Annotated in this window: 9 protein-coding genes; 3 read left to right on the top strand and 6 right to left on the bottom strand. The window is 61.7% G+C overall.

Annotated elements, in window-relative coordinates; genetic code table 11:
• Positions 1 to 25 precede the first annotated feature (25 nt).
• Positions 26 to 4096, top strand: coding sequence for a neuraminidase-like domain-containing protein (locus V3W27_RS23985; RefSeq protein ID WP_330207709.1), 4071 nt, complete (start codon positions 26 to 28; stop codon positions 4094 to 4096).
• Positions 4089 to 8363, top strand: a complete 4275-nt coding sequence (locus V3W27_RS23980) for a hypothetical protein (protein WP_330207708.1) — start codon at positions 4089 to 4091, stop codon at positions 8361 to 8363. The genes V3W27_RS23985 and V3W27_RS23980 overlap by 8 nt, the downstream gene beginning before the upstream one ends.
• A gap of 26 nt (positions 8364 to 8389) precedes the next feature.
• Here V3W27_RS23980 and V3W27_RS23975 read toward each other — a convergent pair whose 3' ends face one another.
• From V3W27_RS23975 to V3W27_RS23950, 6 genes are read right to left on the bottom strand one after another with little or no spacing between them, the layout of a single operon-like run.
• Entirely contained in the window at positions 8390 to 9721 is a 1332-nt protein-coding gene (locus V3W27_RS23975; RefSeq protein WP_330207707.1) for a DUF58 domain-containing protein, read from the bottom strand.
• Positions 9718 to 10719: an AAA family ATPase gene (locus tag V3W27_RS23970; protein WP_007965902.1), complete on the bottom strand. Its 1002-nt coding sequence runs from the start codon at positions 10717 to 10719 to the stop codon at positions 9718 to 9720. Before V3W27_RS23970 ends, V3W27_RS23975 begins: the two co-directional genes overlap by 4 nt.
• On the bottom strand, positions 10716 to 11879 hold the full coding sequence (locus V3W27_RS23965; protein ID WP_330207706.1) for a DUF4350 domain-containing protein: 1164 nt from the start codon (positions 11877 to 11879) through the stop codon (positions 10716 to 10718). The genes V3W27_RS23970 and V3W27_RS23965 overlap by 4 nt, the downstream gene beginning before the upstream one ends.
• Positions 11876 to 13420 carry a DUF4129 domain-containing protein gene (locus V3W27_RS23960; RefSeq protein ID WP_330207705.1) on the bottom strand — a complete coding sequence of 515 codons (1545 nt, stop codon included), beginning with the start codon at positions 13418 to 13420 and terminating at the stop codon, positions 11876 to 11878. The genes V3W27_RS23965 and V3W27_RS23960 overlap by 4 nt, the downstream gene beginning before the upstream one ends.
• The gene (locus V3W27_RS23955; RefSeq protein WP_330207704.1) at positions 13407 to 14384 is read right to left on the bottom strand and encodes a stage II sporulation protein M; all 978 of its coding nucleotides are present in this window, start codon (positions 14382 to 14384) and stop codon (positions 13407 to 13409) included. Before V3W27_RS23955 ends, V3W27_RS23960 begins: the two co-directional genes overlap by 14 nt.
• On the bottom strand, positions 14381 to 15106 hold the full coding sequence (locus tag V3W27_RS23950; protein ID WP_330207703.1) for an RDD family protein: 726 nt from the start codon (positions 15104 to 15106) through the stop codon (positions 14381 to 14383). The genes V3W27_RS23955 and V3W27_RS23950 overlap by 4 nt, the downstream gene beginning before the upstream one ends.
• A 181-nt stretch (positions 15107 to 15287) precedes the next feature.
• Between V3W27_RS23950 and sbcB the strand changes: the two genes are divergently transcribed.
• On the top strand, positions 15288 to 16718 hold the full coding sequence (gene sbcB / locus V3W27_RS23945; RefSeq protein WP_139054318.1) for an exodeoxyribonuclease I: 1431 nt from the start codon (positions 15288 to 15290) through the stop codon (positions 16716 to 16718).
• Positions 16719 to 16815 lie beyond the last annotated feature (97 nt).

Below are 16815 nucleotides of genomic sequence, written 5' to 3'. Positions count from 1 at the left end.
TCACCTCAGGATGCAGGACAAGACCATGACTCAACGCAATCTGGCTCCATTGTTGGAAAAACGCCGCGCAGCACTGGTCGATTACTGCATCGGTCAGGCTGCCAGGACCCACTACTCCTTCGTGAAAACGCCGCAGGATCTGTTCGAGCTGTTGCGCATGGACCCGCTGGACAACTATCCGGTGCAAAGTTCGTGGGTCGCCGAGGCGACCAGTTGCGCGCAGCAATTCATTCATGCGGCCTATCGCAAGCTTGAGCCGGGTTACAAAAACACTGTTTTCCCGACAGAGCATCTGAAACTCTGGGAGCTCTACAGCAATTACCCCGACTGGGCGGCGCTGGCGTTGATCGCGGTCTATCCAGAAAACTTCATCAACCCCTTTGTGCGGCAGCGCAAGACCCGTCTGTTCAAGGCACTGGAAAATGACTTGAATCAAACGCGGCTGAATGGCGACTCGGTGCAGCGTGCGTTGCAGCAATACCTCAAGGCATTCGAGCAGACCTGCAACCTGGATGTCATCAGCGCCTGTCTGGACGGCGATTCGGCAAGCCGAGCCACTTACTATTTTGTCGGCCGGCAGCGGGTGCAGCCGTTTCAGTATTTCTGGCGCAAGGCCGATATCGAGCTCACCGCTTCCGGCAATCCGGTCAACCCGGCGGCATGGAGTGAATGGCAACCTGTCGACATTCCGGTGGGGAATAGGGTTCTGGATATGCGGCCGCTGTTTTGGGGCGGGCGTTTGTGTCTGGTGTGGGCTGAGTGGCGCGACCCGGTGGGTATCAAGGGGAGCGAGGGCTATTTGGCCCCCAGACTGGATATCAATCTGGCGTTCATGAGCCAGAACGCAGAATGGTCGGCACCGCTGAGCTTGTATAGCGCTGATCAGGACAGCGACAACAGCGCGGGTGCCCGGTTGCTCGCGACGACGTTGGCCGATGACCTCATTCACCCCAAGGGACGGCTGGGTGTATTGCTTATCAGCCCGGCGGGTCTGAGGGTGAGCACCACCCGTGATGTGTTCTTCCGTCCGTTGGCCGAGGACGACGGCAGCTGGCTCGATCACCTGGCCACTCATCGCTTCACCGATATCCTGACCTTGCAACATCCACTGACGCCGAAAAATCAACCGGTGGTCGCGATCAAGAGTGAGACCTCGGGAGACTTGACGGCTTATTACGGGCTGCAGGCGGTGTTTTCGGAGGTAGGAACAGACGACTTTCTGTGGGTTAGAGGCCTGTGCCGGGCGCGGTCTCCGGTTGGAGGTGCGAAGGTCGATTTTACCTTGAAGCTGAACAATCCGGCCGGAGATGACCCAAAAGAAACCAAGAGCCCGCAGTTCGTCGCGGGTGGTTGGGCTACTGACTGGATGAAACTGCAACGCGTGAAAGGCGGATTTACCGGGCTGGCCGAATTTACCTTGAGCGGCACGGGCCAAGGCAGCAAGACCTTTACAGTCTCGCTGCTCAATATCCCCCGTTTTGTACCGCCGACGCTGGAAAAAAACGCGCTGGATGCGGCGCAATTCATCGGTTTCAGGCAGCCCGACATGTTGCAGCGCGCGCGCTTGAACTCGCTGTTCGGTCCGGTGCTGGTGCAACTGAGCAATATTTCCGTGGATGCCGTACTCGACTGGGAGACCCAGTTCCTGACGGAACCGCCTCCAGCCGCGGGCCCGATCGCCGAGCCGAACGGGGCGTTCGACGGGGCCAACGGTCTGTATTTCTGGGAGCTGTTTTTCCATCTGCCACATCTGGTGGCGGCCCGTCTGCGGGCCGAGGATCGCTACCTGGAAGCGCAGAACTGGATGCATTACGTGTTCGATCCGCAAGATTCGCGAGACCCGGAAAAACCAGGGAATGCGCCACCGAGGCCTGAATACTGGCGTTGCCGGCCTTTGGCCGGTGTGGGGAATGTGGGCGTCGAAGCCTTGCTGCCCACCGATCCGGATGCGATTGCCTATGCCGCACCCCAGCACTACCAGATTCTGGTGTTCACCGAGTACGTGAAGAACCTGGTCGCGTGGGGCGACTGGTACTACCGCCAGCTCACCCGCGATGCGCTGGTGGCGGCAAAACTGTGTTACGTGCAGGCGCAGTTTCTGATGGGCAAGCCGCCTTCCGCCCGGGCAGTCACCCGCTGGCAAGCGCAGACGGTAGGTGCCCTGTTGAGCCAGAGCGCGAGCCGCCCGGCGCTCGAGCGTTTCGAGCAGGAGCTGCGGTTTTCCCTGGCGGACATTCCTCCGGCCGCCGAAGCGGCACCGTTGATGGGCCTGCTGGCGAATGAACCGTTCAAGCCGCCGATCAATGAGCAGTTGCTTGAGCTGTTCGACTGGCCGGGGCAGCGCCTGAACAACTTGCGCAACAACCTGACCCTGGACGGCAAACCACTGGACGTTCCGCTGTTCAGCCCGCCCACCGATCCCAACCAGTTGTTGCGCGATCTGGCCGCTGGTGGGGTTGGTCTGCCGCGGCCGATGGGCGGGCGTCTGGTGGTGGGCGCCTTTCGCTGGCGCGTCACCTACGAGGCGGCGTTGCGCGCCGTGCAGACACTGCAGGAGTACGGCAGCCAGGTATTGCGTCTGCTGGAACAGCGCGACCGGGCGGAACAGGAAGAACTGCAGCAAGAGCACCTCAAGGAGCTGGGCGACTACGCCCGCACGGTTCAAGAGCAATCCATTGCCCAGCTTGAAGCCAGCCTCACGGCCCTCGGCCAGAGTCAGGCCATGGCCCAGCAACGGGCCGATCGATACAAAGCCTGGTACGACGAACACATCAGCGATGCCGAATACCAGATCATGGACAAACTGGCGATGGTCAAAGGGATCAACACCGGGCTGCACGCGATCAAGACTGTAGGCGCTGGAGTGGCAGCTGCGCCGAACATTGCCGGCACGGCCGTCGGTGGACATCGTTTGGAAAAAATTTCGGATGCCGTGGTTTTCGGTCTGGAAATCGGCGCGATGCTGTTGCAGATCGACGCCGATAAACAAGCCATCACCGAAAGCTACCGCCTGCGCCGCAGAGAGTGGGAGTTGCAACGCGATCAGGCACTGGCCGAAGTCGGGGCGATCGCCGAGCAGATCACCGCGCAGACATTTGCCCTCGAGGCGGCCAGGACGAGTCTGGAGCAAACCCTGCGGGCCAACAGTCAGGCGCTGGCGCTCTACAACTACCTGAAAAAACGCGCGACCAATGCAGAATTGTTCGGCTGGCTGCTGGGCCAGCTCAAGGCCCTGCACTATCAGGCTTACGATGCGGTGGTCAGTCTGTGCCTGAGTGCCCGGTCGTCGTTGAGTGCTGAAACCGGTGATTACGAAACCGCTGAGGCCTTGCCGCAGGTCTGGCTGGACAACCGTCACGGGCTGACCGCCGGTGAACACTTGCGCGAGTACCTGCTGCGCATGGATCGCCTGTACCTGCAAAGCCATGAGCGCCGTCTGGAGCGGGTCAAGACCGTCTCGTTGCGACGGCTGTTCGATGACCAGATTGATCCGCAGACGGGATTCTCCGACTGGACCCAGGCTCGGGACGAATTGATCGACAAGGGCGTGCTGGAGTTCCAGCTGACGCAGTTGTCATTCGATCGCGATCACCCGGGCGAGTATTGCCGGCTGCTCAATCTGGTCGAGGTCGACCTGCCCGTACTGCTCGGACCTTATCAGGATGTACAGGCGACGCTGCTGCAGGTCGGCAGCATGACCGCTACCCAGGCCTCGGCGCGCTCGGTCGAGTACCTGCATCAGCCGGCGGGCAAGGTGGCGCCGGTCGAGGTGCTGTTCAATCTGCGCAGTGGCCAGCAGATCGGTTTATCCGTGGGGATCGCCGACACCGGCATGAACGCCGGCAAACCGGATGAAGGCTTGCTCAACCCGTTCGAGAACACCGGCGCGATCTCGCGCTGGCAATTGCACTTTCCCTGGCCCCAGAGCGAGCGGCAGGCGCCGATGCTCAAATCACTCACCGACATCATTCTGCGCGTCCGGTACACGGCCAAGGCCGGTGAGCCGACGTTTACCCTCGCCGTCAAAGACCTGGTCACCCGGGCGATCACGTCCCGCCAGTCAGGCAATATCAAAGGAGCAGGCCATCATGGTTGAACCCGTCATTCAGGCTAATGACAGTCTGGTGCTCAATGGTGATTTCCGTGAGGCCTTGAGCCATTGGGAAAAGGGGCCGGTTAACAGCCGCTGGGTTACGGTCGTGGGCGAGCCGTACGAAGGCATACAGATCAGGATGCTTTCAGTAGCAAACCTTGCCTCTGCCTTTCAGGACATGACCGTACCTGTAACGCCGAGCGCCGGAGCCAGGTATGTGCTGAGTTTCCTGTATGAAACGCGGCATACCGAAGCGGGCCGCATGATATTCACTGATGAAAGTGGAGCCACCCTTAGAGAAATCCCGTTGCCGCCCGGCAGCCCTCGTAACCTTGCAAAGAACCAGGTACGGGTCACTCGTCGGCAGCCGCTGGAATTCAGACCGCTCAAGTACAACGCCGAGCTCGATCTACCGTTGCAGCGCCAGGACAAGATTCGCGTCACAGTGGTCGCTCCGGGTAATGATCCCGAGGACTATAACTCTCAGGTTTTGATCACTCGGATTCGCCTGGACTTGCAACTTGAGCCCGCGCGAATGCAGACGGTGAAGGTAGACGCGGAGCAATCGTCATCCGGCAAGCTGGTTCACCTCTGCCTGGGCGCGGACGGGAGCTTCCAGCACCAGCTTGCGTTTGTACCCGACCCCGACAGCCCCTGGCTGCACACCAAAGCTGCATTGGTGAGCGATGACAATCCACAAGGCGCGGTTATCGCAACGCCTGACTGGGGCGTCGATCAACCGCTGGACTCACCGTGGATGTTGCAGTGCCCGCTGATCGGTGCTCAGGATCCTTACCTGTTCACGGTGCAACTGGTGAACCAGTACACCGCCGAGCCGTATTCGATGCAGGTCTCGCTGGGGCATCACCGGCTGGTGTTCCGTGAGGTGCTGGAGGCCGCGTATTTCCCGGTGCTGGAGTTGACGCAATCGGTGCGTCTGGGGGTGCGAGTGGCCTCCTGGTACACCGGTCAGTTTCTGGCCGGGCGCACGGTAACCTGGACCACCGAAGGGCTGGGGCTGCTGAGCACGACACCGACCGACGCCGAGGGCTGGGCATATTTCGATTACTTGCCCAATGCTGCAGGCGACAGGGTTATCCAGGCCTCGGTGGCGAGCCCTTACTACGCCAGCGGGGTCGAGACCACGACGCTGGACGTTCGTGTGCTGGCGACCGATCCATGGAAGGACGTTCTGGCGGTGGTAGAAAGCAACGCCTTGCCCTGGGCGCAGAAGACCGGTTATCCCAATCGTGGCTCGACCTATCAACTGAGCGCGCGGGTGCCTGACGTGTTACGCGGCTCCACGATGGCACTGCATTGGGACGGCGACAGCGCCGCACAGTTGGGCGTGCAACTGCGCCCGGAGCTGGAAGCCTCGATACCTGTAGGCACAACAGACCTGAACTGGGAGTTGATCTGCCAGGACAAACTCGACGGTCGCTTCCACTTGCAGTTGCTGTGTTCGAAGCTGCTGTTGCCCTCCAGCAGAAAACCGATGTCACTGGCACGCAATCTGGTGCGCATTGGCGATGTTCAGGAGGCCAACAAGTTTCCCGTGGTGGACGAAGGCGAGAGCGTGCTGTTGCGTGTGCAAGTGGTGCATATGGTCGCCAGCGGTGACGGCGATCCGGTCAACAATGCACGGGTTGACTGGCAGACGCCCGAAGGTACGATCGCCACCCGATCGGGGATCGGTGGCTGGGCCAGCGTGTTGTATCAACCGAGCCGCGCCGGTGAGCTGGTGGTGACCGCCCGCGTGCGGGCGCATGACGAAGCGGTGCCGGTGGAGCGCCCGTTTGCAGTAAGGGCGCTGCAGAGCAGTCCCTGGAAAGGCAAGATCAAGATTCTGTTCGACGGCAATGAGGTTGACCTGGCCGAATTGGGCTTGCTGTGCTGGCGCGGTGAGCCGCACACCTTGCGGATAGAAATCACGCCCGGCAGTCCGCTGAATGGAGAGATGGTCACGCTGCAATGGCGTGGCGAGCCGCCGGGGATCGGCTTGACCGTCTCGGATATCGACACGCCGTTGAGGCTTGGGCCATTGGGGCTGGAATGGCGCTTCAGTTCGCAGATCGCGTCGAGCACCAGCAGCCTGTTCAGTCTGGCCTTGAGCACTCCGGTGCTTGCTTCGCCCCGGGAATTGTTTGGTCGGTTGATTTCCACGCAACTGACGGATGAATTGACGCTGATGCTGGATCAAGTGACCGCCACTGCTGCGAGTCAGACTCTGTTCCCGTGCATTGGCGCCAGGCACACCTTGCGCTATCTGCCCAATGCCTTGAGCCCGCTGGTGGGTTTGCAGGCAACGCTGGTGTGGCAAGGCACCCCGGCTGATGATCTGGAAGCGAGCATTGAACCGCCCCTCGATCAAGCTCAAATAATCAGTGACGGTGGTGTTGGCTGGTGGCTGGATTTCACCGCCAGCGAAGTCTCCGGTGCCTTTAGTGTCGGGCTTTTCTTGTCTGCCCTGGATCGCTCCATGAGCACCCATCCGATGCAGCTCGCTCACAACAAGCTGCGAATCGCAGACTGGCGTGAGTCAGCGGTTGACCCCGTCATCGGCAAGGATAAAGCCTGGAGCTGGGTCAGGGTGGTTTCGGCATTCACCGGGCAAGCGGTGGCGCAGGTGACGGTGCAGTGGAAATCCGCTGACAGTTCAGACAGCGTCGTCAGCGACGAACTGGGCTGGTCCGGGTTTGGCCTGGTGCCGAGCAGTCCCGGTCAGCAGAACGTCGTGGCCATTGTGCACAGCCCGTTCGATGGATACGAAGAGCAGCGTGCCCTGTCCTTTACGGCGCTTGCCCGTGACCCTTGGGAAGAGGTGCGGGTGCGTTTCGATGGGCATGATGAACATCCATGGGGCCGTCACACCTACTTTCCGCGACGCAATGGCTCACATGCCATCGAAGTGCTGCTCCCGGAGGGCAGCCCGTTGCTCGACCAGGAACTGACCCTGGGCTTGACCGGCACCGGCCCTGCGGAACTGGGGCTGAGTTTCGAACCTGCGCTCGGCGCATCGCGCCGGCCCTCGGCAATCGGTTTGCGTTATTTCCTGCGTTGCGCCGACCTGACAGACGGTGGCTTCGCGTTGCGCCTGGGAGCCGAGCGCCTTGCCAGCTTGTCACCGGCCAACGCGATGTCGCTGGGGGAGGGTGTGCAGGTATTGAAATTTGCTGCCAATAGCAGCCTCCAGCATGTGCTGGAGTGGGGGCAGGAACTGGTCGAGCAGGTCACCGTGGTTTCGTCCATCACCGGTAAGGGCATCTCGGGGGTGGTCGTCACTTGGCGCAACAACGACTTGGGTACAGTTACCAGCCAGACCGACTTTTATGGTGTGGCCCGTGTACGGTTCAAACCCCAGACCCCGGGTGCGGCGGTGGTCACGGCTACGTTGGAGGGCGCCGCGTATCTGGAGTCAGTCGAGTTGCCGTTTACCTTGCAAGAGCCTCGGGAAATTATTGAACTGATCATGATTCGCTCTGCCAATTATCCGGGCGCAGAAGTGGAAGCCCAAGTGACGGTCGTGTCGGCAATTGACCGGCACCCGCTTGGCGGCGTCGAAGTCATGTGGGACCTTGATGCTGTGGCACTTCCATCGGCGGTTACCGATGCAATGGGCAAGGCGACTGTGCGGTTCGACCTCGCCAGGTCAGGCGAGCTGATTTTGTCCGCTGTGGTACGCGGTGGCTTGGGTGGATGGGACAGCGCGTTGCTCGCGTTGGATGTCGAGATCGGGCCGGTCATTGACAGATTTGCAGTTGGCCCGGCAGTGGTTTATCCCAATGAATATGTTTCAGGCCAAGTGACAATTGTCAGTTCGAGCGACGGTCAAGGTTGGGGCGGGTTGACCGTCGATTGGAATGTCAACGGCGAAATCAGATCGACTGTTACCAGCCCTGCGGGTGTGGCCACTTTGAATAACATACGTGTGCATGAATCGGGATTATTCCCTGTAACGTGCTCGGTCGCCGGTTATCCGCCATCAAGCTCGGTCAATATCGAAGTCGTAGGGCCAGAAGCACCGCGAATCAGCAATTTCGTGAGACCCCGGCCAGATCTTTTTGAAGTGTTCATCACTGATGGCCGGCAGGTGCCGCTTGAGCGAAAAACCGTTTTCTGGCGCCTCGACGATACTGCATACGAACCGACAATCACCGGGCCGGATGGCAAAACCATAAAAGTGTTCAATTTTGTCAGCGGTCGCAGAGTTTATGTGGGGATCGAAATTGGTATGAGCAGTCGACTTTACGAAAGGGGCATCGACCTCTAAGCCGACAGAGTGCGATGTACGGATTGTTACATGACCCCAGCGCGCTTCCAGTTGAGGTAGCGGTTAACCAGCCCTGTGCTCAATTCGTCAGGGCGCACATCCAGCACCTGAACTGCATGAGCATTCAACTGCTCATGCAGCTCGGCCCGGGCATTGAGGTAATCCACCGTACCGCAATAGGTCAGTGCTTCGGGCAGTGTTTGTACCGGGGCATTGCGCACGCGGTCGAGGGCTTCCTCGCGCAGGCTGACCACCAGTACTTGATGTTGCTGGCTCAGACGTTTGACGCTGGCGAGCAGGTCTTCGCTGTCCTCGTCACGCAAGTTGGTCAGCAGCACGATCAGCGCCCGGCGCTTCTGCCGGGCCAACAGCTGATTGGTCGCGGTCGAATAGTCGGCAGGACGCTGACTGCTGTCCAGATCATAAACGGCGTTGAGCAGGACCTTGAGCTGACTGGCACCCTTGATCGGCGCGAGAAAACGCGGTTGCGCGACGGCGAATGTGCTCAGCCCCACGGCATCGCCCTGACGCAGCGCGACATGGCTCAGCAGCAGACACGCATTAAGCGCATGGTCGAAATGCGACAGCTCGCCATCCTGGCTGCGCATTTGCCGCCCGCAATCGAGCATGAACATGATCTGTTGATCACGCTCGTCTTCATACTCGCGGACAATCGGCGTGCGCTGACGGGCGGTGGCTTTCCAGTCGATCTGGCGCAGGCTGTCGCCTTCGCGAAATTCGCGCAACTGATGAAACTCCTGACCCTGCCCGCGACGCTGGCGCTGGCGCACGCCGAGCTGGCTGAGCCAGTTGTCCACCGCCAGCAACTGCCCACCGTAGAGCTTTGCGAAGTCCGGGTAGACGCGGATCTCGCCGCTCACGGCGAGCAGGCGTTTGCCTGTCCACAGACCGAACGGGCTGGGCAGGTTGATTTCGCAATGCTCGAAGCTGAAGTGCCCGCGCTTGAGCGGGCGCAGGCGATAGCCGACCGCGCTGAATTGCCCGGGTTGCAGTTCAATCGCCAGCGGCAGGTTTTCGAAGCTCAGGCCCTGTGGCACGTGGTCGAAAAGCTCCACCGCGACCGGCTCATTGAAGTCATGGCTGAGCTGCAGCCGCACCTCGCTCCAACGGCCGAGTGCCAGGCTGCCGGGCATCTGCCGCTGGATGCGCGGCGAGGGCAGGTTGTTCAGGCGCAGTGCATCGATGATCGCCAGCACCAGCAGGGCCAGGAGCAAGCCCCAGTTGATCGACAACAGCGTGGCGGGCACGTCGATGTCGAGGGCTTGCAGCGTGCCCAGCAGCGTGCCGACGGCCAGCAGAATCGCGAGCCAGATCAGCAGCAGGCGTGACGGTTTCACAGGCGCGGCGCCGGCACTTGGTCGAGCAATTGTTGCAGCACCTGATCGACCTGCAGACCTTCGATGTCCAGCTCCGGCGCCACTCGCACCCGATGGCGCAGCACCGAGAGCGCGCAACCCTTGATGTCATCGGGAATCACGAACTCGCCGCCGCGCAGCAAGGCACGGGCGCGGGCGCAGCGCACCAGCGCAATCGAGGCACGCGGCCCGGCGCCGAGGGTCAGGCCGGGCCAGGAGCGGGTGCTGCGCGCCAGTCGCACCGCGTAATCGAGCACCTGATCGTCGATCGGCAGGTCACTGGCGATGCGTTGCAAGGCCTGCACGTCCTTGGCTTGCAGGACCGTGCGCAACGGCTGCACGTCGAGCATGTCGGCGCGGGTCGAGCGGCTGACCTGACGCACCATGTTCAGCTCTTGCTCGGCCTCCGGGTAGTCCATGCGCACTTTGAGCATGAAGCGGTCAAGTTCGGCCTCCGGCAGTGGATAAGTGCCTTCCTGCTCGATCGGATTCTGGGTGGCGAGCACCATGAACGGCTGGGCGATCGGCAGCGCCCGACCTTCGAGGGTGACCTGGCGCTCCTGCATCGCTTCGAGCAACGCCGCCTGGGTTTTCGCCGGTGCGCGGTTGATCTCGTCGGCCAGCAGCAGGTTGGTGAACAGCGGCCCCTTGCGCAGCTTGAACTGCTCGGTGTGCAGGTCGTACACCGCGTGGCCGGTGACGTCGCTGGGCATCAGGTCCGGGGTGAACTGGATGCGCGCGAACTCGCCGCCGAAGCAGCGCGCCAGCGCCCGCACCAGCAAGGTCTTGCCCAGCCCCGGAACGCCCTCAAGCAGCACGTGACCGCCGGCGATCAGCGCGGTCAGCACATCGTCGATCACGCTGTTCTGGCCGATCAGGGCCTTCTGCAATTCGCCGCGCAGCGCTTGCGCCAACTGGCTGGCACGCTGGCGTTGCTGGGCGGCGTGGCTGGCGCTGCCGGGCTCGATCTGTTCACTCATAGCGTGTTCCTCAAGGTTTGCAGGTGGGCCACCTGGCGACTGAAATCAGCGCTGCTCATGCGCTGTTTTGGCACCGGGCTCAGGGCCTGGCTGATGGCGCGGGTCGGCTGGCGGGTCAGGCGCGACAGCACCAGCCATTGTTCGGCCACGTTCAATTGGTCGAAGCCGGGGTGGCGTCTTCGGGCGCGGCGCAGCACGTCCTGCTGCAGGGCTTGCAACAGCGTGTGCTGACCGTTGTGGCGCAGGATGAAATCGGCACTGGCGCGCAGGTGCTCTTGCAACTGCCGGCGGCCACTCGGGGCGGGAGCCTGCAGTGGCCCATGGCGCACAGCAACGTGCCACAGGCCGACGCCGATCAGCGCCAGCAAGGCGATGATGGCATGGGGGAAGTAACGCCAGAGCAAGGTCAGCAGACCATCGTGCGCCGTGTTGAAAATCAGCGTGACGTCGGTGTCGGCGCTCAGGTACCAGAGCAGCCAGGCGTTGTCATGCTTGCTGATGGCCGGGGTCTTCCACAGTTCGGCATCGGTGACCACGGTGATCGAACCGAGGCCGTACGGCAGTTGCATCATGTGCGTGGCCTTGGCGCTGTTGGCCCAGGCCTGGGCGAGATTTTTCGGGTCTTCCAGATGAAACGCGGTGTCGAAACCGGCGTAGGCCGGCGCGTCCTCGTCTTCCAGGTAGAGCTTGGTCAGATTCGGGTACGGATCATCCGCCAGCTCCGCCGGCGGCTCCTTGAGGTCCTTGCTCAGTGACTGGTGCAACTGCACCCGATCCAGCAACAGATCATCGCTTTGTCTGGCCTGCTTGTCCCACAGCGCTTCGGCCACGAACACCAGGCGCCCACCGGCGCGGGCCCAGTTCAACACCTGATCGACCTGCCGCGGGGTCATGCGCGAGCGCTCGCCGAACAACAGCAGAGTGTGCCGACGCGGATCGATCTCGGGCAGCATCGCCAGCGTTTCGGCGTGGCTGACGTTGAGGCCGCGCTCGCGCAAAAACAGTTCTGCCGCCAGATAAGGATTGGCCTGCGCCTGGGGCGAAGGGCCGTGATCGATTACTTCCTGATAGGGCCGCGCCTTGAGGTACAGATAAACGCTCAACGCCGCGAGCAGGGCGACGATCAGCCCGCCGAGCAGCCACGCGTTGCGCCGGTTCAAGCGCGCGCTCCCGAGCCGAACAGGGCGCGCCAGCCGTCACACAGTTCCTGTTGCAGATGTGCCGCCGGTACGCGGTGCCCGTAGGCCATGTTCTGCCAGTGCTGTGTCAGGCTGCGACTGAACGCCAGCAGTTCAGGGCGCTGCAGTTGCTCGACCCGCAATAGCACTTGATGCTCGGTGTCGGCGGGTTTCAAGGTCAGGGCAAAATCGTGCAGCAGACGGCTGAGCAACCCGCGATAGAGCAAGCCCAGCGCCGCGCGCGGCTGGGTCTGCCAGAGTTGTTCGGCGCTGGCGGCGATGTCGTCAGGCAGGGTTTGCGGGCTCAGGTCCAGGCCAAATGCTTGCTGCGGTGCAGGTGGCCTGATGCGGGCGGGCAGCTTCGGCCGGCGACTGACGAAGGTGCTCAGGAATTCCCGGTAGCGCCAGACCAGCCAGCCCACAGCGGCGATCAACGCTCCCCACAACAACACTTCAATCAGGCCGGCCAGCGCATTGAAGCGCTGACTGTCCAGCCAGCCGAGCAGGGTTTTCAGCCATTGCGGTGCCTCGCCGGGTTTGCCCTCGGCCGGGGTGGCAGGGTCGTCGCCAAAGCGGTAGCGGGTCACGCTTTCCTTGTTCTTGAATGGCGGTTGTTCGAGCAGCGCCTTGATGCTGTCGTGCGAAGCCTGACTGGTCAGCGGTTGGTGCAGCAGGCGGGGCGCCTCCGGGGCGTTGGCTGGGGCATCCGCCCATACGGGTGGCACCGCCGGCAGCCACAGACAGACCGCCAACAGCAAACCCAGAGCGCTGCTGTTCAGGCGCTGGCGCAAACGGCGGAACACCAGCTCGATGTCCCACGCCTCCAGTGCGGTGCGCCGGTTCAAATACAGGCTGAAACCGCAGGCGACATAAATCGGTTCCCAGACCACCAGCACCAAGGCGTAGAAGGCGTTGGTCAGGTGCTCCAGCCAACGCCAGTGGTGATCGGCGTCGAGGATCAGCGATTGCCAGTCCCAGTCGGTTTCGATCTGCTGTGGCAGCAGCATATAGAACAGCACCATCAGGCCGATCCACAGTGCGGTCTCCAGATGCATGCCGATGATCGTCAGCCATTGCGCGGCGCCGGCATTGCGTTGCAGCAACACCTGCAAGCGTTGCTGGCGAGCGGTGCCGTCGAGACCTTCGAGTTGCACCACCGGCAGCAGGAAGCTGCGACTCAGGCTCAGCCGGCGCCAGGTCAGGCTGGCCAGCCATTGTGGTTTGAGCAGTCGAGGAAATTCGCGCAGAGCCTGTTTCAGTGTCGGTGTTTCGCCGAACAGGGCTTTGGACAGGATGTACAGCGGCAGGCGTTCGTACGCCGGTTTCAGCCACCAGAAAATGAATACCGCCAGCGACGGCGAATCCCATAGCAACAACGTCAGCACCGCGAACAGCGGCAGGGTGACGATGGCCCAACTGGTCATCAGCAGGCGTCGATGCTGCTGGCTCATGAGCACGCCAAGGTCCATGGCTTCCCAGGTGCTGCGCGGACGGATCGCCACGGTGGCATCACTCAGGCGCATGGCGTGTCCTTCCGGCGAACAGCAGATAGGCCGCTACTGCGAGCCACAATGCGGCACCGACCGCATATTTGATCGGCGGTGTGACCCCGGTCTTCGACGACCAATACGCTTCGATGAACGCTGCGATCAGCAGGAACAGCATGACCCCACACACCAGCAGCACGCTTTTGCGCGCCGCCTCCACCAGTGCTTCACCACGGGTCAGCCGCCCCGGTGCAATCACTGCCCAGCCGAGCTTTAGCCCCGCCGCGCCCGCCAGGGCAATGGCGCTCAGCTCGAAGGCGCCGTGGCCGATCACGAACGACCAGAACGTCTGGCCAAAACCGATTTCGGTCAGGTGCCCGGCCACCGCGCCGATGATCAAGCCGTTATAGAACAGGAAGAACGCGCTACCGACGCCCATCAGCAAACCGCTGGCGAAAGTCTGAAAGGCGATGCCAATGTTGTGCATCACGTAATAGCCGAACATCACCCAGTCTTCGCTGGCCGCCCGTTCGGCCGAGCGCCCGAGGTGCCCGGCCACCGGGTCGTACATGCTCTGCATGTCGCGCACCTGTTCGGCGGGGATCAGGTTGTAGATCAGTTCGGGAAGGGCATACACCAGCAAGGCAAAGCCGATCAGGCTGCCGAAAAACATCAGACCAGCGGCCAGCACAAACGGCCATTCGGCGCGCACCAGTCGCGGGAAGTCAGCGAGGATGAAACCCAGCAGGTTGGCGCCGAAACGACTGCGGTGCCGATACAGCTGCTGGTGGCCGCGCAACACCAGTTGTTGCAGCGAGTCGATCAGAAAACTGCTGTAACCGCGCTCCTGCGCCAGCGCCAGATGCTGGCAGAGGCGTCGATAAGCCTTGGGGAAACTGGCTGCCTGCGAGGTGTCCTTGCCATGTTCGAGGCGTTCGAGGGCCAGGGTGAAGCGCTCCCATTCGGCCTTGTGACGAGCTTCGAAAAGACTCTGCTTCATGTCGGACCCAACAAGCCGCGGGCGATGCCATTGAGTTCGCTGACCGCTTTGGGCGCCGAGATGTGCAGCGGTTGGGCGAGCAGCGCGGCCAGCTCATTGACCCGCGCCGGCGACAGTTCAGCCTGACGTTCGGCGAAGGCGAGCAAGGCGCGTTGTTCGCCGAGGTTGAGCGGCACGGGCGAGCTGCGTGGCTGGGCGTCAGGTAACTGCGGGCGGAGCAGGGCGCGTTCGCTGTAGACCACCAGCGTGCCGGCTGCGATGTCGCCCAGGCGTTTGAAGGTCGGGTGTTGCAGGCAACTGATGGCGCCGAGGAAATAGCCGAACGGCAGCAGATCGACAAAACGCAGCAGGTTACGCAGCAGCGAGGCCGACCAGCCGATCGGTGTGCCGTCATCGTGGATCACCCGCAGGCCCATCCATTGCTTGCCCGGCGAACGGCCCTGACGCAACACTTCGAACAGCACCATGTACCACCAGCTGACGGCAAACAGCAGCAACGAGCCCAGGCCCATACCGAGCTGACCGAGAAACGCCAGCACCAGAAACAGCACGCCGAGGATGGCCCCGCGAATGCCCAGGTCGATGCCGAAAGCGAGGCTGCGTACCATCAGACCGGCCGGGCGCAGAGGCAGGTCGATGCCCTCAGGGGTTTCCACTTGATAGCGGGTATCGAGTGGCGGGGTCAGCGGTGCTTTCCGTGGCAGTGCTGTGTTCTCGAGCATGGGCTACCTGATGGGGCCGGATCGGGATGCGAAGTTCGTTCGATGCTAGCAGCCTCTTGGGGGAAAACGACATAACTATGTATTGCACCGCGTGTGGCGCACGCGGGTTGAATGACACAGCGCTGGCCGCGATGGCGGTTCAACGCCTAGACTTTGCCGATCTTCAGTTCAGGAACCGCCCGTGACTTCAATCTTCTGGTACGACTACGAGACCACCGGCATCAATCCGCGCAACGACCGTCCGCTGCAGGTCGCCGGGATTCGCACCGACCACGACCTCAATGAAATCGACGAACCGGTCAACCTCTACTGCCAGCCCAGCGAAGACATCCTGCCGCACCCGGCGGCGTGCGCCATTACCGGTATCACCCCGAGTTGTCTCGCCGAACAGGGTTTGAGCGAAGCCGACTTCATGACCCGCGTGCACGCGCAACTGGCGGCGCCCGGCACTTGCGGTGCGGGTTACAACACCTTGCGTTTCGACGACGAGATGACCCGCTACAGCCTGTACCGCAATTTTTTCGACCCGTACGCCCGTGAATGGCAAGGCGGCAACAGTCGCTGGGACCTGATCGATGTGGTGCGCGCCGCGTATGCGTTGCGCCCGGATGGCTTGGTCTGGCCGACCGACGACGAAGGCAAGGTCACCCTCAAGCTCGAACGCCTGACGGCGGCCAACCACATCGACCATGGGCATGCGCACGAAGCGCTCTCGGACGTGCGCGCCACCATTGCGCTGGCGCGGTTGATCCGCGAGAAACAGCCGAAGTTGTATGACTGGCTGTTTCAATTGCGCAGCAAACAGAAGGTCATGGATCAGATTCGCCTGCTGCAACCGCTGGTGCATATCTCCGGACGCTTCTCGGCGGCGCGGCACTATGTCGGTGTGGTGCTGCCATTGGCCTGGCATCCGCGCAATCGCAATGCGCTGATCGTCTGTGACCTGCACCTTGATCCGCAAGGCTTGCTGGACCTGGACGCCGAAACCCTGCGCCGGCGCCTGTACACCCGCCGCGACGACCTCGCCGAGGGTGAACTGCCGGTGCCGCTGAAACTGATTCACATCAATCGCTGCCCGGTGGTGGCGCCGTTGTCGGTGTTGCGTGCCGACGATCAGCAGCGTCTGGGCCTGGACATGGCGCTGTATCAGGCACGTGCACTGCGGCTAAGTGACGCACAACAAGTTTGGAAAGATAAAGTCGCGGCGATTTACGCCAGCGAAGACTTCACGCCCAGCGAAGATCCGGAACAGCAGTTGTACGATGGATTTATCGGTGATCGCGATCGGCGTCTATGCGAGCAAGTGAGAACGGCGGATCCGGCGCAATTAGCGCAAGAGCACTGGCCGTTCGATGATGAACGTCTGCCGGAATTACTCTTTCGATATCGCGCACGCAACTTTCCCGACACGTTGAATTTCGAGGAGCAAGAACGCTGGAGAATATTCTGTCAGCAGCGTTTGTCCGAGCCGCAAATGGGCGCGCCTAATACCCTGCAATCTTTTGCCGAGGCCGCGCAGCAATGGGCGCTTAGTGCTACGCCGATACAGAATCAAGTGCTCAATGAGTGGCAGAATTATGTCCAGGCATTGCGCAAACGTTTGAATCTTTGAAATCGAACATAGTGTGCCCATGAAATGCCGGGCATAAAAAAACGCCAGCGTAAGCTGGCGTTTTTCATGGGCCGCAGAATCAGTCTGCGACAGGCGT

Origin of the sequence: Pseudomonas sp. AM14(2022) (assembly GCF_036346455.1) — a bacterium.
GTDB classification, from domain to species: domain Bacteria; phylum Pseudomonadota; class Gammaproteobacteria; order Pseudomonadales; family Pseudomonadaceae; genus Aquipseudomonas; species Aquipseudomonas putida_A.
Note: the sequence above shows the minus strand (reverse complement) of the source record. Positions and strands in the feature narration are given on the sequence as shown.

Bases quoted from the DNA above. Each gene is read 5' to 3' on its own strand.
- V3W27_RS23960 (WP_330207705.1), bottom strand. From the start codon at position 13,420: ATGCGCCTGAGTGATGCCACCGTGGCGATCCGTCCGCGCAGCACCTGG.
- V3W27_RS23980 (WP_330207708.1), top strand. From the start codon at position 4,089: ATGGTTGAACCCGTCATTCAGGCTAATGACAGTCTGGTGCTCAATGGT.
- V3W27_RS23985 (WP_330207709.1), top strand. From the start codon at position 26: ATGACTCAACGCAATCTGGCTCCATTGTTGGAAAAACGCCGCGCAGCA.
- V3W27_RS23970 (WP_007965902.1), bottom strand. From the start codon at position 10,719: ATGAGTGAACAGATCGAGCCCGGCAGCGCCAGCCACGCCGCCCAGCAA.
- V3W27_RS23950 (WP_330207703.1), bottom strand. From the start codon at position 15,106: ATGCTCGAGAACACAGCACTGCCACGGAAAGCACCGCTGACCCCGCCA.
- V3W27_RS23955 (WP_330207704.1), bottom strand. From the start codon at position 14,384: ATGAAGCAGAGTCTTTTCGAAGCTCGTCACAAGGCCGAATGGGAGCGC.